The sequence below is a fragment of the Legionella santicrucis genome (assembly GCF_001468135.1).
Classification (GTDB): domain Bacteria; phylum Pseudomonadota; class Gammaproteobacteria; order Legionellales; family Legionellaceae; genus Legionella; species Legionella santicrucis.
Genome location: NZ_LNYU01000091.1, coordinates 296,784 through 314,386 on the forward strand (window position 1 = coordinate 296,784; position 17,603 = coordinate 314,386).

The following is a 17,603-nucleotide window of genomic DNA, read 5'->3' on the forward strand; positions in this document are numbered from 1 at the left end:
AGTTAACGCAGTATCCTATGGTGCTGCGTCCATTACAATTTATTTAAAGCCTACACATTAATGCATTAGAAATCGTCTTCATGTATGATCACTTTAATTCATTTTAAAGCCAGATAAATTGTGAAGCGTGGTTTATTACTTATCAATCTTGGGACTCCCAAAAATACAGATATATCATCTGTCAGGAATTATTTATGTGAGTTCCTCACGGATAAACGTGTTATCGATATACCTACTTTGCTCCGTTATGTGTTAGTTTACGGTTTTATCTTACCGTTTCGCTCAAAACGCTCCGCCCTTGCTTATCAATCGATTTGGACCGAGCAAGGCTCGCCCTTATTATTTCATAGTCAAAATTTAATGGTACAAGTACAAAATTTTGTTGGGCCAGACAGTAAAGTTGCCCTAGGAATGCGCTACGGAGAGCCCTCTATTAGGGGCGCATTAAATCAATTAAAAGACTGTGAATCCATTACAATTTTGCCTTTATACCCGCAATACTCCTCGGCAGCTAGTGGTTCAGCAATTACAGAAGTCCTTCAGATCATCACTTCCTGGGATCTAATTCCCTCAATTACAATTATTCGCGATTTTTTCCAGCATCCAGCATACATCAAAGCGCAAGCAAAAATTATTAAACCGTATTTTGATGAGCAGGCCCATATTCTCTTTAGCTACCATGGAATTCCTGAACGACAAATCACTAAAAACAGTTGTAAGTCGATTTGTATCAAACCATGCTCTACTTCTAAGAAACAAATTCAAGAATGTTATAGAGCACATTGTTATCATAGCAGTCAATTATTAGCCAAAGAATTAGCACTATCTATCGAAAATTACAGCACTGCATTTCAATCAAGGCTAGGAAAAACCCCTTGGATAAAACCTTATACTGATGAAACTCTTGTTAAACTAAGTGCTAAAGGTATTAAAAAACTCATTGTCGTTTGCCCATCTTTTGTGGCCGATTGTTTGGAAACTTTAGAAGAAATAGGAATCAGAGCCAAACAACAATGGCTAGCACTGGGCGGTGAAGAGTTCATTGTCATTCCATCCATGAATACTGATCCACTGTGGGTAAACGCTATTGTTGAAATAACGCACATGCAGCCTAATTCCAGCATAGGAGCATCTTGTGAATCCACGATTAATTCTTAACAGCATGTCTTCAAAACTTAAAATTATTGGGTTATTAAGTGTCGTACTCCTCTTAGGTGTTTACTTTCTATTCTACTATCCTAAACCAAAACCACATCCTCCATCTCTTAAAATAGTTGAAATCACCACTGTGTCTCCAGCTACTATTGAAAAAACAATAAAACTTATAGGAACTATTCGTCCCAAACACGCTACCATCCTGATTGCCAAAGGCTCTGGAATGCTTGATACACTCATAACCTCCGGTCAAACTGTTCAAAAAGGTGACTTAATTGCAAAAATTACTAATCCAGATATTGAAAAAAGTTATCAACTTTCCAAAGAAACCGAACAATTAGAAAACATTCAGTATCAACGACTCAAAAGCTTACAGAAAACGGGATTTGTTAGTGCCCGAGAAGTAGAGGAGAAAAAAAGGGTTTGGATTGATTCACAAAAGGAAAAAGCCAAAACTAAAATTGAGCTAAAAAATATGCGTTTTTATGCTCCATTTAACGGAGTAATTGGTGCATTTAAAATCAAAGAAGGTGCTCAAGTAACTGAAGGTGCGCCAGTAGTAACCATTTACGATCCAAATTCTTTAATCGTTGAAATAGATATCCCATGTACTCATAATAATTCAATTGAAGAAAACCAACCCATTTATATATTGAATCAACTTTATCATTTAAGCCATGTACAGAAAATGATAGATGATGAAACTCACATGTGCCCTGCAGATGCAGAAATACAATGCCCTCATTGTTTAGTAGGAACTAATGTGACCGCGCAGCTCGTGGTGAGTAAAAAAATAGATGTATTAGTTATTCCTACACAAGCCTTATTTTTAAAGAAAGGTAAAACACACGTATATAAAGTAATTAATAATAAAATAGAGCTTGTTGCTGTCAAAACGGGATTACAGGAAAAAGAAAAAGTAGAAATTATTTCAGGTTTAAAATCTGGAGACCAAATAATAAGTAAAAGTCCGGGACGATTGTATCCAGGAATGGATGTCTCAATTTACAAAGGCTAAACACCCTACTATGAAATTTACAAGTTATTTCCTCAAACATCCAGTTATTGCAATCATTCTTAATTGCATGATTCTTCTGCTAGGAATGCTTTGCTTTCATTCTTTACCCCTTAGAGAATATCCTAATATCAGCTTTCCAGTAATTACCATCAGTACTAACTATCCTAATGCCAGCCCTGAATTAGTTGAATCTATAGTAACCAATCCATTAGAGGAGCAACTTGCCGGGGTTGAAGGGTTGGAATCAATAACCTCTCGTTCTAACACAGGAAACTCTTACATTACGCTAAAATTTCGTCCAGGAATGCCTATGGAAAAAGCACTTAATGCCACTCATGAGGCAGCACGGCTAGCCCAGGCTCAACTTCCTGCGACTGTAAAAACACCAGTAATCGAACGTCAAAAACAATCAGATGGCTTACCGTTTATAGGAATAGCTTTAGAATCCTCTTCTTTAAATTTTGGCGAACTGACTCATTATGCAAACCTCAATTTAAAAAATGTTTTTCGCAGCCTTAAAGGCGTCTCATCGGTGGAGGTATGGGGACAACCTTTTACTTATACGGTTAAGCTTGATCAAAGAAAATTGCATGCATTTGGTATTAATGTTGATGAAGTGGCTCAGGCAATTGCTAATAATCGCTTGTCTTTACCTGCGGGGAATTATCAAAATAAAATTCCTACTACGCTCGATTTTGAGTTGAAAACTCCGGAAGATTACGAAAATTTAGTGATTAAGACACAAAACCATCACCCTATTTTTCTTAAATCACTCGCTCAAGTTCAATTAACAACGGATAAGAATCAATTTCGTGTTAAAGTTAATGGCCATTCTGGCTTAGTGCTTGCTATTAATCGCTCTAATGATGCAAATCCTATTGATGTATCGCAAAGTGTACGTAAAGAATTGAGGGCTTTGGAAAAAAACTTACCTGATGACCTAAAAGTCAATATTATTATTGATCAATCCGAATTCATCCAGGCTTCCCTTAAAAACATTCAATCTACCATTCTGGAGTCTATTTTTTTAGTTTTAGCAATTATTTTCATTTTTTTACGAAATGTACGTGCTACCATAATTCCATTGATTGCTATCCCAATTTCATTATGCGGTTCTTTGTTATTTCTGAAAATTGCTGGTTTTAGTATTAATCAAATGACCCTCCTTGCCATGGTGTTAGCTGTAGGACTGGTTGTTGATGATGCAATTATTGTTCTTGAAAATATTTGGCGTCATATTGAGGAGGGTTTCTCACCAATGGATGCTGCATCGCAAGGGGCAAAACAAATAGGTTTCGCCATTATTGCAATGACACTCACATTAACTAGTGTTTATGCACCTATAGGCTTTATTGAGGGCATGCTTGGTCAATTGTTTATTGAATTTGCAGTTGCCTTAGCAGGAAGTGTTTTTATCTCAGGCGTAGTGGCATTGACATTATCCCCCTTAATGTGTGCAACATTCCTCCATAAAAATACGAAACAGTTATGGCCAATAATCGATAGCGCTCTTAGCCATTTATCCCAGCATTACTACAAATTACTCAACATAATCATTTATCGAAAAAAAACTATTCTTTTTATACTGATGCTTTCACTTAGCTCCAGCTTATTATTTTATAAAATAATGCCTGGTGAAACAGCCCCTAAAGAAGATCGGGGATTAATAGGCGTCTATGCCCCTCCTATATCTGGAGATAACTTAGATACTATGGAGCGAAACACCAAACGGGTACAGCAATCCATAGGTAAAATTCCCGAAGCCCAAAATACATTAACTTTTTTAGGTGATTGGGGCAGTAGTATTGTAATGCCTTTAAAATCACATCAGCAAAGAAACCGCTCCGCTGAGCAAATTATTCATACATTAAAACCTAAGGTAGAACAATTACCCTCCATAGATGCCTCAGTCTGGAGCTGGGATTCAGGATTGCCTGGAGTCGATGATACTCGTAATAATTCTGAACTCGAGTTAGTCATCTCTACTACTGAAAATTTTCGGAAATTATTTGAAGCAACAGAACATTTTAAAAAAGCTCTGGACCAAAATAAAGAGTTTGCCTCTACTCGTTATGATTTAAGGCTAGACTCTATGGGATATTCTATAAATATAGATAAAAATGCCTTAGCTCAATTAGATTTAACTCCTACCCAAGTTGCTAAAACCATAGAAGTATTTTTCAGTGGTGATAAATCCTTATCATTTCAAAAAGATGGTATCTCTTATAATCTCTTATTAGAAGGTTCATCTAAACCTTGGACTTTAGATGAGTTATATCTGACTACTCCTTCAGGAAAGCGTATTTCATTAGGTTCAGTAGCTCAAATGAAAAGACGCGCCCAACCCACCGCATTAGAGCATGTGAATCAAATGCGTTCCACAACTTTATATGCTCAATTACCTGAAAAACAGTCCTTTAAAAAAGGAATGGATAAGCTTTTAAAATTAGCAAAGGAGAATCTTTCCAGCCAATATAAACTGAGTTGGTCAGGTGCTGCTAAAGCGTACAATGAATCATCACAGACGATGGTCATGTTATTCGCTTTATCATTACTTTTTATTTATGCCATTTTAGCCGCGCAATTTGAGAATTTTATTTATCCAGTCATTATTCTGTTCACCGTACCTCTAGCTTGTTTTGGAGCTTTATTATTTGCATACCTTCTAGGCCAATCGCTAAATATTTACACGCAGGTTGGTTTAGTTACTTTAGTCGGTTTAATCAGTAAACATGGTATTTTGATTGTAGAATTTGCCAATCAATTACAAAAAGAAGGTTTCGCCCTAGCAGATGCAATTAAAAAATCATGTGCGTTAAGGTTGCGCCCTATTCTTATGACCACTGGCGCTATGGTATTTGGCGCCATTCCCTTAGTACTTTCACATGACGCGGGATCAGAAGCAAGACATGCCATAGGTATTGTACTCATAGGCGGCTTATGCATTGGTACATTATTTACTCTATTTGTGCTTCCTACCGTTTATTTTATGATTTCGCAAAGCATTGCCAAGCTCACTGCGAGAAATGAAGAAATTAAATAGGTTAGCTTGATAAAAACTTGTACTCCTAATCAAGCAAAGAAAGCTATTTTTTGTACTATTCAAGCGCATATAAGTCTCTTTTAAAAATTGCCTACTTTCCTTTAATAATTTAATGTACTATGAAAAAGTTTTTCTTATATATAGGAGATTATGTTGAAAAGGATCTGTTTTTTAATGTTATTTTTTTTTGTTTCTCAAGCAATGAGCTCTGTATTTAGTCTAGAAGAAGTACAAAAGTTAAAGCAACATTTTTTCTCTAACATTCAGTCTAACGGTGCAATAGTTGCCTCACCTTCAAAACAAAATCCTAATTATTATTACGATTGGGTAAGAGATTCTGCAATTGCCATGAATTTAATTGAAACATGGTACGAGTCAACTCATGCATACGGGTATAAAGAGCGTTTATTTCATTATGTAGATTGGACGCAAATACTTCAACATCAAAATAATCCAAATCCTGGATACGATATATTAGGAGAGCCTAAATTTTATATTAATGGTTACCCTTTTAATGAACAATGGGGAAGACCTCAAAATGATGGTCCCGCTTTAAGAGCCTCAGTATTGATTCATTTTGCGCAACAGTTACTAGACAATCATGAAGCAGAATATGTTAAAACCCGTTTATATAATAACACTATGGATCCCCATACCATGGGTGCGATTAAAATGGATTTAGAATACATAGCACATCATTGGTCAGATCCCAATTATGATCTTTGGGAAGAAGTCTATGGAAATCATTTTTTTACGGCGATGGCACAACAAAAAGCGCTTCTTGAAGGAGCAACTCTTGCTCGACACCTCAATGATAATGGTGCTGCAGTCTATTATGAATACCAAGCACAACAAATAAATTCTCGTCTTAGTCAACACTTAAATAAGAATCATCAAATCATTCAAGCAACGCTTTTACCTCATCCAGGCCCTCAAAAAACATTAGAACTTGACTCTGCGGTAATTCTTGGCGTTTTATTTAACCCACAAAAAAATGGGGCCTTCTCACCTAACAGCCTCTATGTTCAAAATACAGTTCAAGCCTTACATGAACAATTCAATTTAATGTTTCCCATTAACAATAATCATCCCAGTGCTATTTTATTTGGCCGTTATCCTGGAGATACTTATGACGGATATCAAACAAACAGTGTAGGGAATCCCTGGTTTATTTTAACGGCAACAATGGCTGAATATTATTATACCCTCGCTAATAACTTATCGATGATAGAAGAAAATCAATCTCAAATAATAGAATACATTCAAGCAGGTGATAATTACTTAAAACTCATAAAAAAATATGCACCAGATATGGAGTTAAGTGAACAAATTAACTTAAATACCGGGGTTCAACAAGGAGCATCATCACTTACCTGGAGTTATGTAGCTGTTTTACACGCTCTCGATTATAGAGATAAATTAATCAATAAACTTGGAGTTTAATTCAATAAACTCCTCAACCTATCTCTCCACCACGTACAGCAAGGTGGAGATTTAAGTTAAAGCATCTGTGGATGCATTCCCTATGTATTCATCGTTCTCCAAATGTTCTAGCTGGAAACACAGTCTATATGGAGCAAATTCATCATCTCTCGTAAGGGTTGGTGTTGTATGGATAAACTTGTAGTCTGTATTTTAGCCACACCCCAAATTACAACTTTACCTAATCCGGGCTACAAAAGAATAGTACTCATAGATACTGTCCTTAAATGCAAGATAAATTTTCATTAAAAGGCAGTTCATTTTTAAAACAACGAGGATATGAGCTAATTTGCACATCACAGCAAGCGTAGCAACCGTTTTGAATTTTATTTCAAGACAGTTGCTACACTGATTTGATTTTTTAGCAAACCCGGATTAGACAAAGCCGTAATCCAGGCTACAAAAGAATAAAAATCAGCTTTTCTTCGTCTAGGTCGAAGGAATATAAGTCGATCTTGTTTTGCCAATTTCATCAACAGCTACTTCTCGTCCCAATTGACGTAATGGCTTACCTGATACTATATAATTTTCAATCTGCTCTAAACTGATATTTTTTGTCTCTGGCATGTAAAAATAAGAATAGATTAATCCTAAAAGACAAATCACCGCATATAGGGCAAAAGTATACTCAATGCCCATCATCTTTTCTAAAAGTGGGAAACTAAAAATAACCACTGTATTAAAAGCCCAGTTACTCATAGCAGACAAACCCATTCCAGCGCCACGCACATGTAAAGGAAAAATTTCAGCCATAGCAATATGGGGTATTGGTCCTACACTTACTGCAAAAGAAAAAATATAAAGAATTAAACACGCAACGGCCAGATATGGAAGCCATACAACTTGATTTAATGAGAACACACACAAGGCCAATAGACTAATGAACATTCCGGAAAAACCAAATAACAACAGTTTACGACGACCTATTTTATCCACACTAAGTATCGCAATAACTGTCACCAACAAGTTGACCATACCAATCCCGATAGTCGCTAGTATTTGACCTGTAGTACTATTTAAACCCAAATTTTTAAAAATTTCGGGAGCAAAATAAATAATTACATTAATCCCACTCAATTGTTGTAAACAAAACAAAGTCGTTCCCAGCAATAATACGGGCAATAATGGATTTCTAAATAATAACAACCAGCTTCCCTTTTTGGGTTCATTCGCTAAAGTTGCTTCAATATCAATTAACTCATGTTCAATAGAGTGGCTTTTACGTAACTTCTTTAAAGCTTTGGACGCAGCATCACGTCGACCTACGCTACACAGCCATCTCGGTGATTCTGGCATCAGTAAAATGCCTAGACTCAAAACCAAAGCTGGGAATGCGCTTGAAGCAAACATCGCACGCCAATCATGATTTTCAAGGAACAAATAATTCACTGAATAGGAGCATACAATTCCTACAGTCATCGCTAATTGATAAATAGCAACTACAGCTCCTCTTGTTTCATAAGTCGCTGTTTCTGCGAGATACAAAGGGGCCATCACTGATGCGACCCCTATTGCCAAACCAAGAATTAAACGAGAAAAAATAAGTACTGTGATAGAATCAGCAAATCCTGCTCCTAATGCACCCAAAAAGAATAAAACTCCCGAAAGAGACAATAAAGTCCGACGCCCAAAATATTTGACTCCTTTTGATGCCGTAATTGCACCAATCAACATAGATCCTAATAAAGCGCCAAAAGGTAGTGCAGATGCCATCACACCTATATGTCCTGCAGACAGGTCAAAATGATTTTTGACTAACTCTAAAGAGCCAGCAATAATTCCCTCATCATATCCAAATAAAAAACCAGCAACTGAACCAATAACTGCAACAACCCATGTCATACTTAACTCCTTGAACCCTAATCCTTAATCCCATCCTCTTATACTCTGACGTACAGAAAAACATAAGTCAGTAATAAGTGACCAATTTTCCTTTTTAATTGCTTCTTCAGGGACAATCCAAGAGCCTCCTACACAAGAAACGTTAGGAAGCATCAAATAATCAGCAAAATTTGTTTCGTTAATACCTCCTGTTGGGCAAAACTTTGCTTGAGGAAAAGGTCCATGAATTGCCCGCAGCATATTGATTCCTCCGGCAGGAACTGCAGGGAAAAATTTAAAATGCGTGTATCCTAAAGTTAATCCTTCCATTAATTCAGAAACACTAGATATACCTGGAATTAAAGGTATATGGGAATCACAACCAGCCTCTAATAAAGCTTGGGTTTTTCCCGGACTTAATGCAAATTTCGCTCCTATATCCGTTGCCTGATTTAATTGTTCTGGCGTCATTATGGTACCTACACCAATTAAAGCCTCCGGAAAGGTTTTTGTAAGTAATTTTACAGCATCTAAAGCTACTGATGTTCTTAATGTTATTTCAAGTATGTGAATACCCCCTGCAAATAATGCTGTCGCCAAAGGTACTGCATGGTCTAGTTCTTTAATAACAAGAACTGGAATTACAGGTGAGGTACAAAATACGGCTTCCGGTTGTACCATCCAATTAGGAAATGTCATGAACTTCTCCTTGTAGTCCACTGTAGTCAAAATGAAGCGAAACCCAGATTTATGTCATTCCGTATTCTGCTTCTCTACTTCTAGTCAACGATTGTTTTAAATAAACCGCAGCTCCCAATATTCCTGGTTGTTCAGCAGTAATAATAAAGGTCGGAATTTGTGTATTAAATTCGCTAAAGCGACCTTTTTCTTCAAAACGAGCTCTAAAGTCACTATGATGAAGCAGTGAAATAAAACGTGGCACGATACCACCCGCTATATAAATGCCGCCAAACGCCGCAAATGTTAGAGCTAAATCTCCTGCATAAGAACCTAAAATTGCCAAAAATTGTGTTACTGCAGCCTGGGCAATAGCACATTGATTTGCTAAAGCCATAGTAATAATTTGCGCTGCGGGGATGGGGGCATCCTTTTTTTGATTTAAAGCAGCTAATGCTTGATATAAATTTTCCAAGCCATGGCCAGATAATAAGCGCTCATAAGATATATGAGCATATCGTTTCTTTAGATAACGATAAATAAACCATTCTTGATCCGTTTTTGCCCCCCAACTGACATGCCCCCCTTCACCAGCATGGGCAGAGTAACCTTGCTCGTTAGATATTAAATAAGCCACCCCTAATCCTGTCCCTGCCCCTACAACTACTTTTACTCCGTCTTTGTCCGCATCCCCTCTTCCTATTTGAAAAACTTGCTGATCAGATAAAACAGGTAAACTCATTGCTATAGCATTAAAATCATTTAAAACTCTAAGCTCATTTAGGTTCAATTTTTGTTTTAATGCATTAATAGAGAACCGCCATGGGGTATTAGTCATACAGATCATATCGTCAAATACCGGACAAGCAATAGCAATAACTACCTGCTTTATCTCTTGTAACTTATATTGCTCTTGATAAGTTAATAATACGGATTCTAGGCTGTTAAACGTAGCGCATGTATAAATTTCAACGTTTTCTATAGTTAAGTTTTCTAAATGGACACAAGCAAAACGTGCAAAAGTTCCACCTATATCCGCAACAATAGCATATGACTGTAAAGACTCAAAACTCATAACAAGACTCTTTCCCTCGAAACAAACTACAAGCTCCTTGCTCAGCTCCTGAAAATTGGGATCTTAAACTAGCAAATAGTTCACGACCACTACCCTGATAAAGTCCATAATCATTGTGTAGCACTTTATTTCTTCGCCTCAGCTCTTCTTCAGTAATCAATAATTGCAATATACCTTCTTCTGCATCAATCACAATGATATCCCCAGTTTCAATCCGGGAAAGAACTTCATTGTCTATAGCCTCAGGAGTAACATGAATTGCTGCAGGAACTTTACCGGATGCGCCTGACATACGTCCATCAGTCACCAATGCAACTTGATATCCTTTATCCATTAGTACCCCAAGTTTGGGTGTTAACTGATGTAACTCCGGCATACCACATGCCTTCGGCCCTTGGTAACGTACCACAACAATACAATCTTGTTCTAATGCTCCTTTTTCGAAAAGTTGATTAAATTCTTCCTGGCTCGAACAAACTACTGCTGGGGCTTTAATCCTAGTTCGCTCAACAGCAAGGCCTGAAGTTTTAATAATTGCACGACCTATATTTCCACTTAATACTTGCAATCCCCCGTGGGTCTTAAAAGGAATTTTTGCGGAAGTGAGTATTTGTTCATCCTTTGAAATTGAAGGACCTGGCACCCATACCAATTGTTCATTATCCAATAAAGGTTGTTTGGTATATTGTTGTAGACCGTAGCCTATAACCGTATGAACATCTTCATGTAATAGCTGGGCCTCTAAAAGAGTATGGATAAAATACGCCATACCACCAGCCTGCTGAAAATGATTGATATCAGCATAACCATTGGGATAAATCTTGGCAATCAAAGGAATCACCGCGGATAACTCAGCAAAATCATCCCAATTCACTAAATAACCCGCCATAGAAGCAATGGCTATGAGATGCATGGTGTGATTTGTGGAACCACCGGAAGCCAGCAAAGCTACAATGCCATTAACAATATTTTTTACATCCATCATCTGGCCTATAGGCATATAATGTTTGCTTAAATCAGTTAAAGACAAAACCTGTTGTGCTGCAAATTTAGTTAATGCGTCACGTAACAATGTGCCTGGGTGGATAAATGATGATCCTGGAAGTTGCAATCCCATAACCTCTATAATTAATTGGTTGGAATTAGCCGTGCCATAAAAAGTACAAGTACCTGGAGAATGATAGGAAGCAGCCTCAACTTCAAGTAAAGCACTTTTATCAACTTTTCCTTCAGCATATAACTGTCGAATATGTGCTTTTTTCTGATTTGATATTCCTGAAGACATAGGGCCCGCTGGAATAAAAATAAAAGGTAAATGTCCAAAACTTAAAGCGGCCATTAATAAACCAGGGACAATTTTATCGCAGATCCCTAACATTAAACCGCCATCAAACATATTATGGGATAAACCAATTGATGCAGACATAGCAATCACGTCACGACTTAATAAACTCAACTCCATTCCTGGCTGACCTTGAGTAATTCCATCGCACATTGCTGGCACACCTGCTGCAAATTGAGCTACACCCCCCGCAGCAGAAACAGCCTCTTTAATTAAAGAGGGGTAAATGAGATAAGGCTGATGAGCAGAAAGCATATCGTTATATGCAGAAACAATGGCGATATTCGCTTTAGTCATGCCACTTAGGTTTGTCTTCTCCTGTTTCGGACAAGCCGCAAAACCATGTGCTAAATTTCCACAATGAAGTAAACCACGTTGAGGTCCTTTACTTCGTGCTTGCTCCATACTGTTTAAATAAGAAGCCCTACTGCGCAAACTTCGTTTGCGAATACGCTCTGTAACTTCAGCTACAACAGGATGCATTCTCTTTCCTTAAGGTGCATACATCACCTGAACATTCGCATCAAGATTATTTAAAAAAGCACTAACAGGCATAACTGTAGGATCATGTTGCGCCATTGCTTGATGCAATACTGCCAGTTTTTTATGGCCAACTAAATGAAAAAAAATCACGCGACTATTTAATAATCTTCGTTTCGATAAACTCACTCGTTGATGTGACGCATTTTTAGGAGTAATTTGCAATACTGCAGCAGCATTATCATCTAGTCCCAAAGAAAGCTCGTGAGCACAAGGAAACAAGGACGCTGTATGTCCATCTTCACCCATACCTAAAACTACTGCATCAAAAGTAGGTAAAGAGGCAATCATATTTGCTGTTTCTTCTACAGAATATCCTTCATGATACAAGCTTAAAAAATGGGCTGTCGCTGCTTCATGTTGCAACAAATAATGTCGAACCAAGCGTTCATTTCGATCCGCGTTATCTGGTGGAACACAACGCTCATCAGCTAAAGTTAGAGTTACTTTACTCCAAGGAAGATCAATTTTTGCTAGAGTTTTGAATAAATCAATAGGTGTTTTTCCTCCCGAAACCACCATATAGGCATGACCGCGTTTGGCAATCGCATTACAAAGAATATACTTTAATTGTTCCGCCAAATCTTCGGTTAATAAATGTGCCTCACTAAAACTATGTAACTGCATTTTGCTCACCCCACACATGTGCTTTGCCGTTGTATAAACGAATTACTTCCAAGGGGCCCCACGTTCCAGAAGGATAAGTATAAAGTGGCGTATCTTGTTTTTCCCAAGCTAGTTTAATATCGTCGATCCATTTCCAAGCTTGCTCTACTTCTTCGCGGCTAACAAATAAGTATTGATTACCCAACATAACCTCAAGTAATAATCGCTCATAAGCATCTGCAATTCTTTGAGAGTTAGACAAATGGTTAAAATTTAAATTCAACTTACTGTCGCGCAATTGCATGCAATCACTCAAACCTGGAATTTTATTCATCATGCGCAACTCTACACCTTCATCGGGTTGCAACCGTATAATAAGCTGATTAGGAGATAAATTTTGTTTTAATTGTTTAAAAACATTGTAGGGTTGTGGCTTAAAGTAAATAACTACCTCACTTTGTTTTTTGGATAATCGTTTACCTGTCAGCAAATAAAAAGGAACCCCAGACCAGCGCCAATTATCGATATAGGCTTTAATTGCGACAAATGTTTCTGTAGTGGAGCCTCGATATGCTCCTTCTTCATCCAAATAACCCAATATATTCTGACCATTAATCACATTTCCTACATATTGGGCACGTATCGTATGTTCATGTACTTGAAGATCACTAATAGAACGTAATGATTTTAATACTTTGAGTTTTTCACTACGAATACATTCTGCTGATAAGCTCATTGGAGGTTCCATTGCCAAAAGAGAAAGTATTTGTAATAAATGATTTTGCAGCATATCTCTTACTTGGCCTGATTTATCATAGTACCCCCAACGCCCCTCCACTCCTACTTCTTCTGCAACAGTAATTTCTACTTTATCAATAGACTGGTTATCCCAATTTGAAGAAAAAATAGCATTAGCAAAGCGAAGTACCAAAAGATTTAATACTGTTTCTTTACCCAAATAATGATCAATTCGATAAATTTGGTTTTCAGCAAAGAAATGAGCAACTTCATTATTAATTGCAATGGATGACGGTAAATTATGGCCAATTGGTTTTTCCAAGACAATACGCGACGGTTGTCTGGTTAAACCAATACTTGAAAGTCCTTGGCATGCTTGGGCATACAAAGAGGGGGGAATCGCCAAATAGGAAATTGTTATTCGCTCTTCAGGAAGAACAAGATCAACTAATCTTGCATAATCTTCAAGACGTGTTAAATCAAGTTGGCAGTAAACCATTTTTTCAACAAAACGCGACCAAACCTTTTCATCTAGATTTTTACCCATAAAAGTTTGAGTCTTTGTCTTTACGAACCCAAGATATTCTGTGAGTGTTAATGTTTCACGAGCACAGCTAATGATGCGAGTATTAGGATGGAGTAAGTTGGCACTTTCAAGTTGATATAATGCAGGGATCAATTTCCGGCAAGACAAGTCTCCTAAGGCACCCAAAAGAATTAAATCACAAGGATACTTCGCAGCGACTTCTTCGATCATGTTTTATCCTACCCTCGATCATATTTTGAGGGTTAAATACTAAATTGAAAGATAGTACAGATCAACTTAAATCCTGATTATCCCTAAAAAAGCTTATAGTTATATTGTTAATTTTTAAGAACTGAATCGTTAAAGCACTAGGTTTTGTTGACAAGTTAGCCTGCTCTTTTACGTTTTTTCTTTGTAGGCGAGATACAAAAGTAGTGAATGTAATTAAATTCTTGCAACAATGGATGCGTACATCTCCATGCACAGACATATGAAAACTAATTGTCAACAGACTCTATTGCAAAAATTGATTTTTATGCTATATGAAATATTAAGGTAATTACTTACTTCCGATTGCTATCTCATGGTTAGGCGTAAATGATGCAGAGATGTAAACAATTAAATTTACCTAAACCCTAAATTATTATTAGGAGAATCTGATGCTTAATAAGAGATTTTCAGAAAGACTGAATAAAGAGCTAGATAATATTGGTGTACCAGAATCAAGTACAGAGCGAATTGAGGTATTGTCAAAATTAGTGAAAATTCCTAAATTTAAAGCAGAAGCTTTACTTAATGGAGCAACCAATCCTGATGAGGACTTACTCAATGCACTAGCCCAAGAATTTGAGGTAAGTGCTGATTGGTTAGTAGGCAGAAGTGATGAATCTTCTCATTAATCTACAAATGAGGGAGGAGGCCACTGGCGTGTTATGCCACTAACTCATCTCCCTATATAGAATGAACACTATGCTTGAGCGCTAATTAAGTGTTGCGGTTGAATTGAGAACTGTTCTTCTTGCTCCTGTTGCAGATTCATTAAAAGTTGATAAGTACCTTGTATCTTGCATGCGAATTCTTTCTCTCCATTTGAAGCAAAAAACTTCGGTCTATAAAGAGGTTTTTCTTGTTGTGTTATCGAGTGCCAAATTGCAATAATGAATTCTACCGCGGCGCGAAAGAAATTCCCAACTGAGGTTTTATTTTCATTATTGCTTGTCAACGCTGTTATATTTTTTTCAGTAATATGAGTTGATAATGCCTTTGCAGATTCATCTTTAAACTCATTTAGATCAATTTTAGATGTTAAATAACGCGATTTAGTGTCATTTAATTCATTAACCAACAATGTGGGCCATTCGGGTTGCTTATCATTCGATTGAATACTTCGCACTGCCTCTATTAAATAATTAAGATATTGGATCTCAGCTGTCCTACTTCTTCGAATATAATTCTGCCGTAAACGTTCTTGCTCATTTTTAACTTTGAAAATACATTGAGAAATCGATTTTAAATTATCAATATTATAGTTCCGCTCTTGATCAATTACTAAATTATTAATCTTATCAAGATCATCGCAGTTATTATTGTATATTTCGACAAGAGGATCATTTGGAACTTGACGTTGTTCCGCTAATGTGGCTAGTTGGGATCGCAAATTACTTACCTCTGCCCGAAGAAAGTCTATCTTGTCTATTTGCTTAGTTAATGGTGTTATAAGTTCGTCAAGTTCTTGCAAAATATTTAATACATTTGTTTCCATCTCTTCCCGAGTTAATTTTGGTAATTTCTCGATTACCTTATCAGCATTGATTAATGATGTGGTTATCCTGTCCTTATCAATGACCACATATTTATTCAATACTGGCTCTTGGCATTTCTCTTCCAAAGTCTTAAGTAGATTAATCTTTTCTTTGATCGAAAGCACTGCTAAAGAAGAATACGCCTCTCTATCTTTTTTTGCTTTTTCCATAGCAGGCGCAAATTCATTAGTAAACAATGAAGTTAATGTCTTGATTATTTGATCTAAAGCATTTACTTCTTGAGTACGTTCAATCCACTGACTAATTCGAAGTATTTCTGAAGTATCTTTGGACTCAAAAAGAGCATCTTGATGATTTAATTTTGCTTTCATTTGCTCCATTTCACCAAAAATCACATCTTTTTGTTTTAATAACGAATCATATTGGCTCAACAATTCCTTTATCTGAGGTTCATCATTTACCAGAGCATTCATTTTATCTTTAAACAGGTCACTCAGAATGTTAATTGCCTCTACCTGAACAACACATTGCTCCGACAAATCAGCTAACTTCAATTTAAGTGGAACTATTTCAATTTTATGATCCAGATTTTTTAGCTGGGAGAGATATTTTGTTCGTTGTACTATTAATAGTTCATACAACTTAGCGTTAGTCAGCGATTTATATTCTCTGACGTATTTTTCTTCAAGTTCACTACAACGTTCATCATATTTCCTCTTAGCCTCCTTATCATGAGGCGCATTTTTTGGCTGAGATCTGGCATTTAGTAGAAATGCTGTTTCTTCAATCGTTTCTTTCCTTAAATTTACTAAATTGAGTAGTTCAGCTTGCTCCATACCTATAGGCAAAATAATTTGCTCTTTTATCATCAGAGGATCTTCTTTGAATTGCTTCTCTAAATCAGTGATGCTTGCATTATACGCAACTAATTTGTCCTTAATTTTGCTATGATAGGTATCGATTTCAAGAGCTAAATTCTCGGCTTGTGTTTTTAGCTCAGAGTATATTGATTCCCCATCTATCACTTCTATTTTTGGTACTATTTTTCTTTTGTGTTTACTTGGAGTAGATGTTGGAACTTTTACAAGTTGAGAAGGATCTGGAACAGAAATTGGTGCTTTTGGAATAGGAAAATTACCCAGTTTTTTTTCTAATATTTCTTTATACCTATCAATATAATTCTTAAATTTAGCTAATTCAATTGCTTGGTTAGGTTCCTTTTCTTCAAGTATTTTTCTTTCTTTTGCAAGTTCTGCATTAAATGTCATAACATTTTCTTTAAAACTTGATTCTGAAGAGGAGTTATTAATACTTTTGGAAAAAATAGCTACTGATTCTTCAACTTTATCAAAGATATTTTTTAAAAACGAGTTTTCCTTAACTTTCATATTCTTTACAGCTTGCTTGTCTTTCTCTTCACCTTCCACCATCATGCTACAGTCGTCGATCATTAAGTCAATTAGCGCTAATTGAAATTCTTTAGCTATAGGGTATCCTGCTTCAATAAACTTAGGATCTTGTGTGAGTTTGTATTCATCCCTCAGAGCAGTAACTGCTTTAAACTGTTGCTGAAAGTTCTCTGTTCTTAGAGGTGAATTTTTGAATATTGCATATAGTTCCACTAAATAATTTCTTGCTTCATCCTTTATTATTGTCTCATCTTTCATATTAGACCCCAGCGTATCAGCAATAAGCTTGCTTATTGTTTGAATGATTTATTGGATTCTTTAAGAATCAGTATGTAGAATTTACATACAATGAGATCTAAAATCAAATTGATTGTATTTATATTGGATATCAAATAATTTGATAATAC

12 protein-coding genes are annotated in these 17,603 nt (G+C 36.4%); 5 read left to right on the forward strand and 7 right to left on the reverse strand.

Going from position 1 to position 17,603, the window contains the following annotated elements:
• The first annotated feature begins 120 nt into the window (after positions 1 to 120).
• The 4 genes from hemH (at position 121) to Lsan_RS19045 (ending at position 6,659) form a co-directional block, all read left to right on the forward strand.
• Positions 121 to 1,158, forward strand: coding sequence for a ferrochelatase (hemH, locus tag Lsan_RS19030; RefSeq protein WP_058515685.1), 1,038 nt, complete (start codon positions 121 to 123; stop codon positions 1,156 to 1,158).
• The gene (locus tag Lsan_RS19035; protein ID WP_058515686.1) at positions 1,136 to 2,173 is read left to right on the forward strand and encodes an efflux RND transporter periplasmic adaptor subunit; all 1,038 of its coding nucleotides are present in this window, start codon (positions 1,136 to 1,138) and stop codon (positions 2,171 to 2,173) included. The genes hemH and Lsan_RS19035 overlap by 23 nt, the downstream gene beginning before the upstream one ends.
• A 10-nt stretch (positions 2,174 to 2,183) precedes the next feature.
• Positions 2,184 to 5,216 carry an efflux RND transporter permease subunit gene (locus Lsan_RS19040; protein WP_058516084.1) on the forward strand — a complete coding sequence of 1,011 codons (3,033 nt, stop codon included), beginning with the start codon at positions 2,184 to 2,186 and terminating at the stop codon, positions 5,214 to 5,216.
• A 150-nt stretch (positions 5,217 to 5,366) separates the two neighbouring features.
• Positions 5,367 to 6,659, forward strand: a complete 1,293-nt coding sequence (locus Lsan_RS19045; protein ID WP_058515687.1) for a glycoside hydrolase family 15 protein — start codon at positions 5,367 to 5,369, stop codon at positions 6,657 to 6,659.
• Positions 6,660 to 7,127: 468 nt separating this feature from the next.
• Here Lsan_RS19045 and Lsan_RS19050 read toward each other — a convergent pair whose 3' ends face one another.
• The 6 genes from Lsan_RS19050 to zwf are packed head-to-tail and all read right to left on the reverse strand — an operon-like array spanning position 7,128 to position 14,255.
• Positions 7,128 to 8,540, reverse strand: a complete 1,413-nt coding sequence (locus Lsan_RS19050; RefSeq protein ID WP_058515688.1) for a sugar porter family MFS transporter — start codon at positions 8,538 to 8,540, stop codon at positions 7,128 to 7,130.
• A gap of 24 nt (positions 8,541 to 8,564) precedes the next feature.
• Positions 8,565 to 9,218 (reverse strand): bifunctional 4-hydroxy-2-oxoglutarate aldolase/2-dehydro-3-deoxy-phosphogluconate aldolase, encoded by a 654-nt coding sequence (locus Lsan_RS19055; RefSeq protein WP_058515689.1) that lies wholly within the window; start codon positions 9,216 to 9,218, stop codon positions 8,565 to 8,567.
• Positions 9,219 to 9,267: 49 nt separating this feature from the next.
• On the reverse strand, positions 9,268 to 10,272 hold the full coding sequence (locus tag Lsan_RS19060; RefSeq protein WP_058515690.1) for a glucokinase: 1,005 nt from the start codon (positions 10,270 to 10,272) through the stop codon (positions 9,268 to 9,270).
• Positions 10,262 to 12,097 carry a phosphogluconate dehydratase gene (edd, locus tag Lsan_RS19065; protein WP_058515691.1) on the reverse strand — a complete coding sequence of 612 codons (1,836 nt, stop codon included), beginning with the start codon at positions 12,095 to 12,097 and terminating at the stop codon, positions 10,262 to 10,264. Before edd ends, Lsan_RS19060 begins: the two co-directional genes overlap by 11 nt.
• A 9-nt stretch (positions 12,098 to 12,106) precedes the next feature.
• Positions 12,107 to 12,781 carry a 6-phosphogluconolactonase gene (pgl, locus tag Lsan_RS19070; protein WP_058515692.1) on the reverse strand — a complete coding sequence of 225 codons (675 nt, stop codon included), beginning with the start codon at positions 12,779 to 12,781 and terminating at the stop codon, positions 12,107 to 12,109.
• Positions 12,768 to 14,255 (reverse strand): glucose-6-phosphate dehydrogenase, encoded by a 1,488-nt coding sequence (gene zwf / locus Lsan_RS19075; protein ID WP_058515693.1) that lies wholly within the window; start codon positions 14,253 to 14,255, stop codon positions 12,768 to 12,770. The genes pgl and zwf overlap by 14 nt, the downstream gene beginning before the upstream one ends.
• A 428-nt stretch (positions 14,256 to 14,683) precedes the next feature.
• Between zwf and Lsan_RS19080 the strand changes: the two genes are divergently transcribed.
• A complete protein-coding gene (locus Lsan_RS19080; RefSeq protein WP_058515694.1) occupies positions 14,684 to 14,923 on the forward strand; it encodes a hypothetical protein in 240 nt (79 codons plus the stop codon).
• Between the two features lie 68 nt (positions 14,924 to 14,991).
• Here Lsan_RS19080 and Lsan_RS19085 read toward each other — a convergent pair whose 3' ends face one another.
• Complete coding sequence (locus Lsan_RS19085) at positions 14,992 to 17,454, reverse strand: coiled-coil domain-containing protein (protein WP_058515695.1); 2,463 nt, start codon at positions 17,452 to 17,454, stop codon at positions 14,992 to 14,994.
• Positions 17,455 to 17,603: the final 149 nt, after the last annotated feature.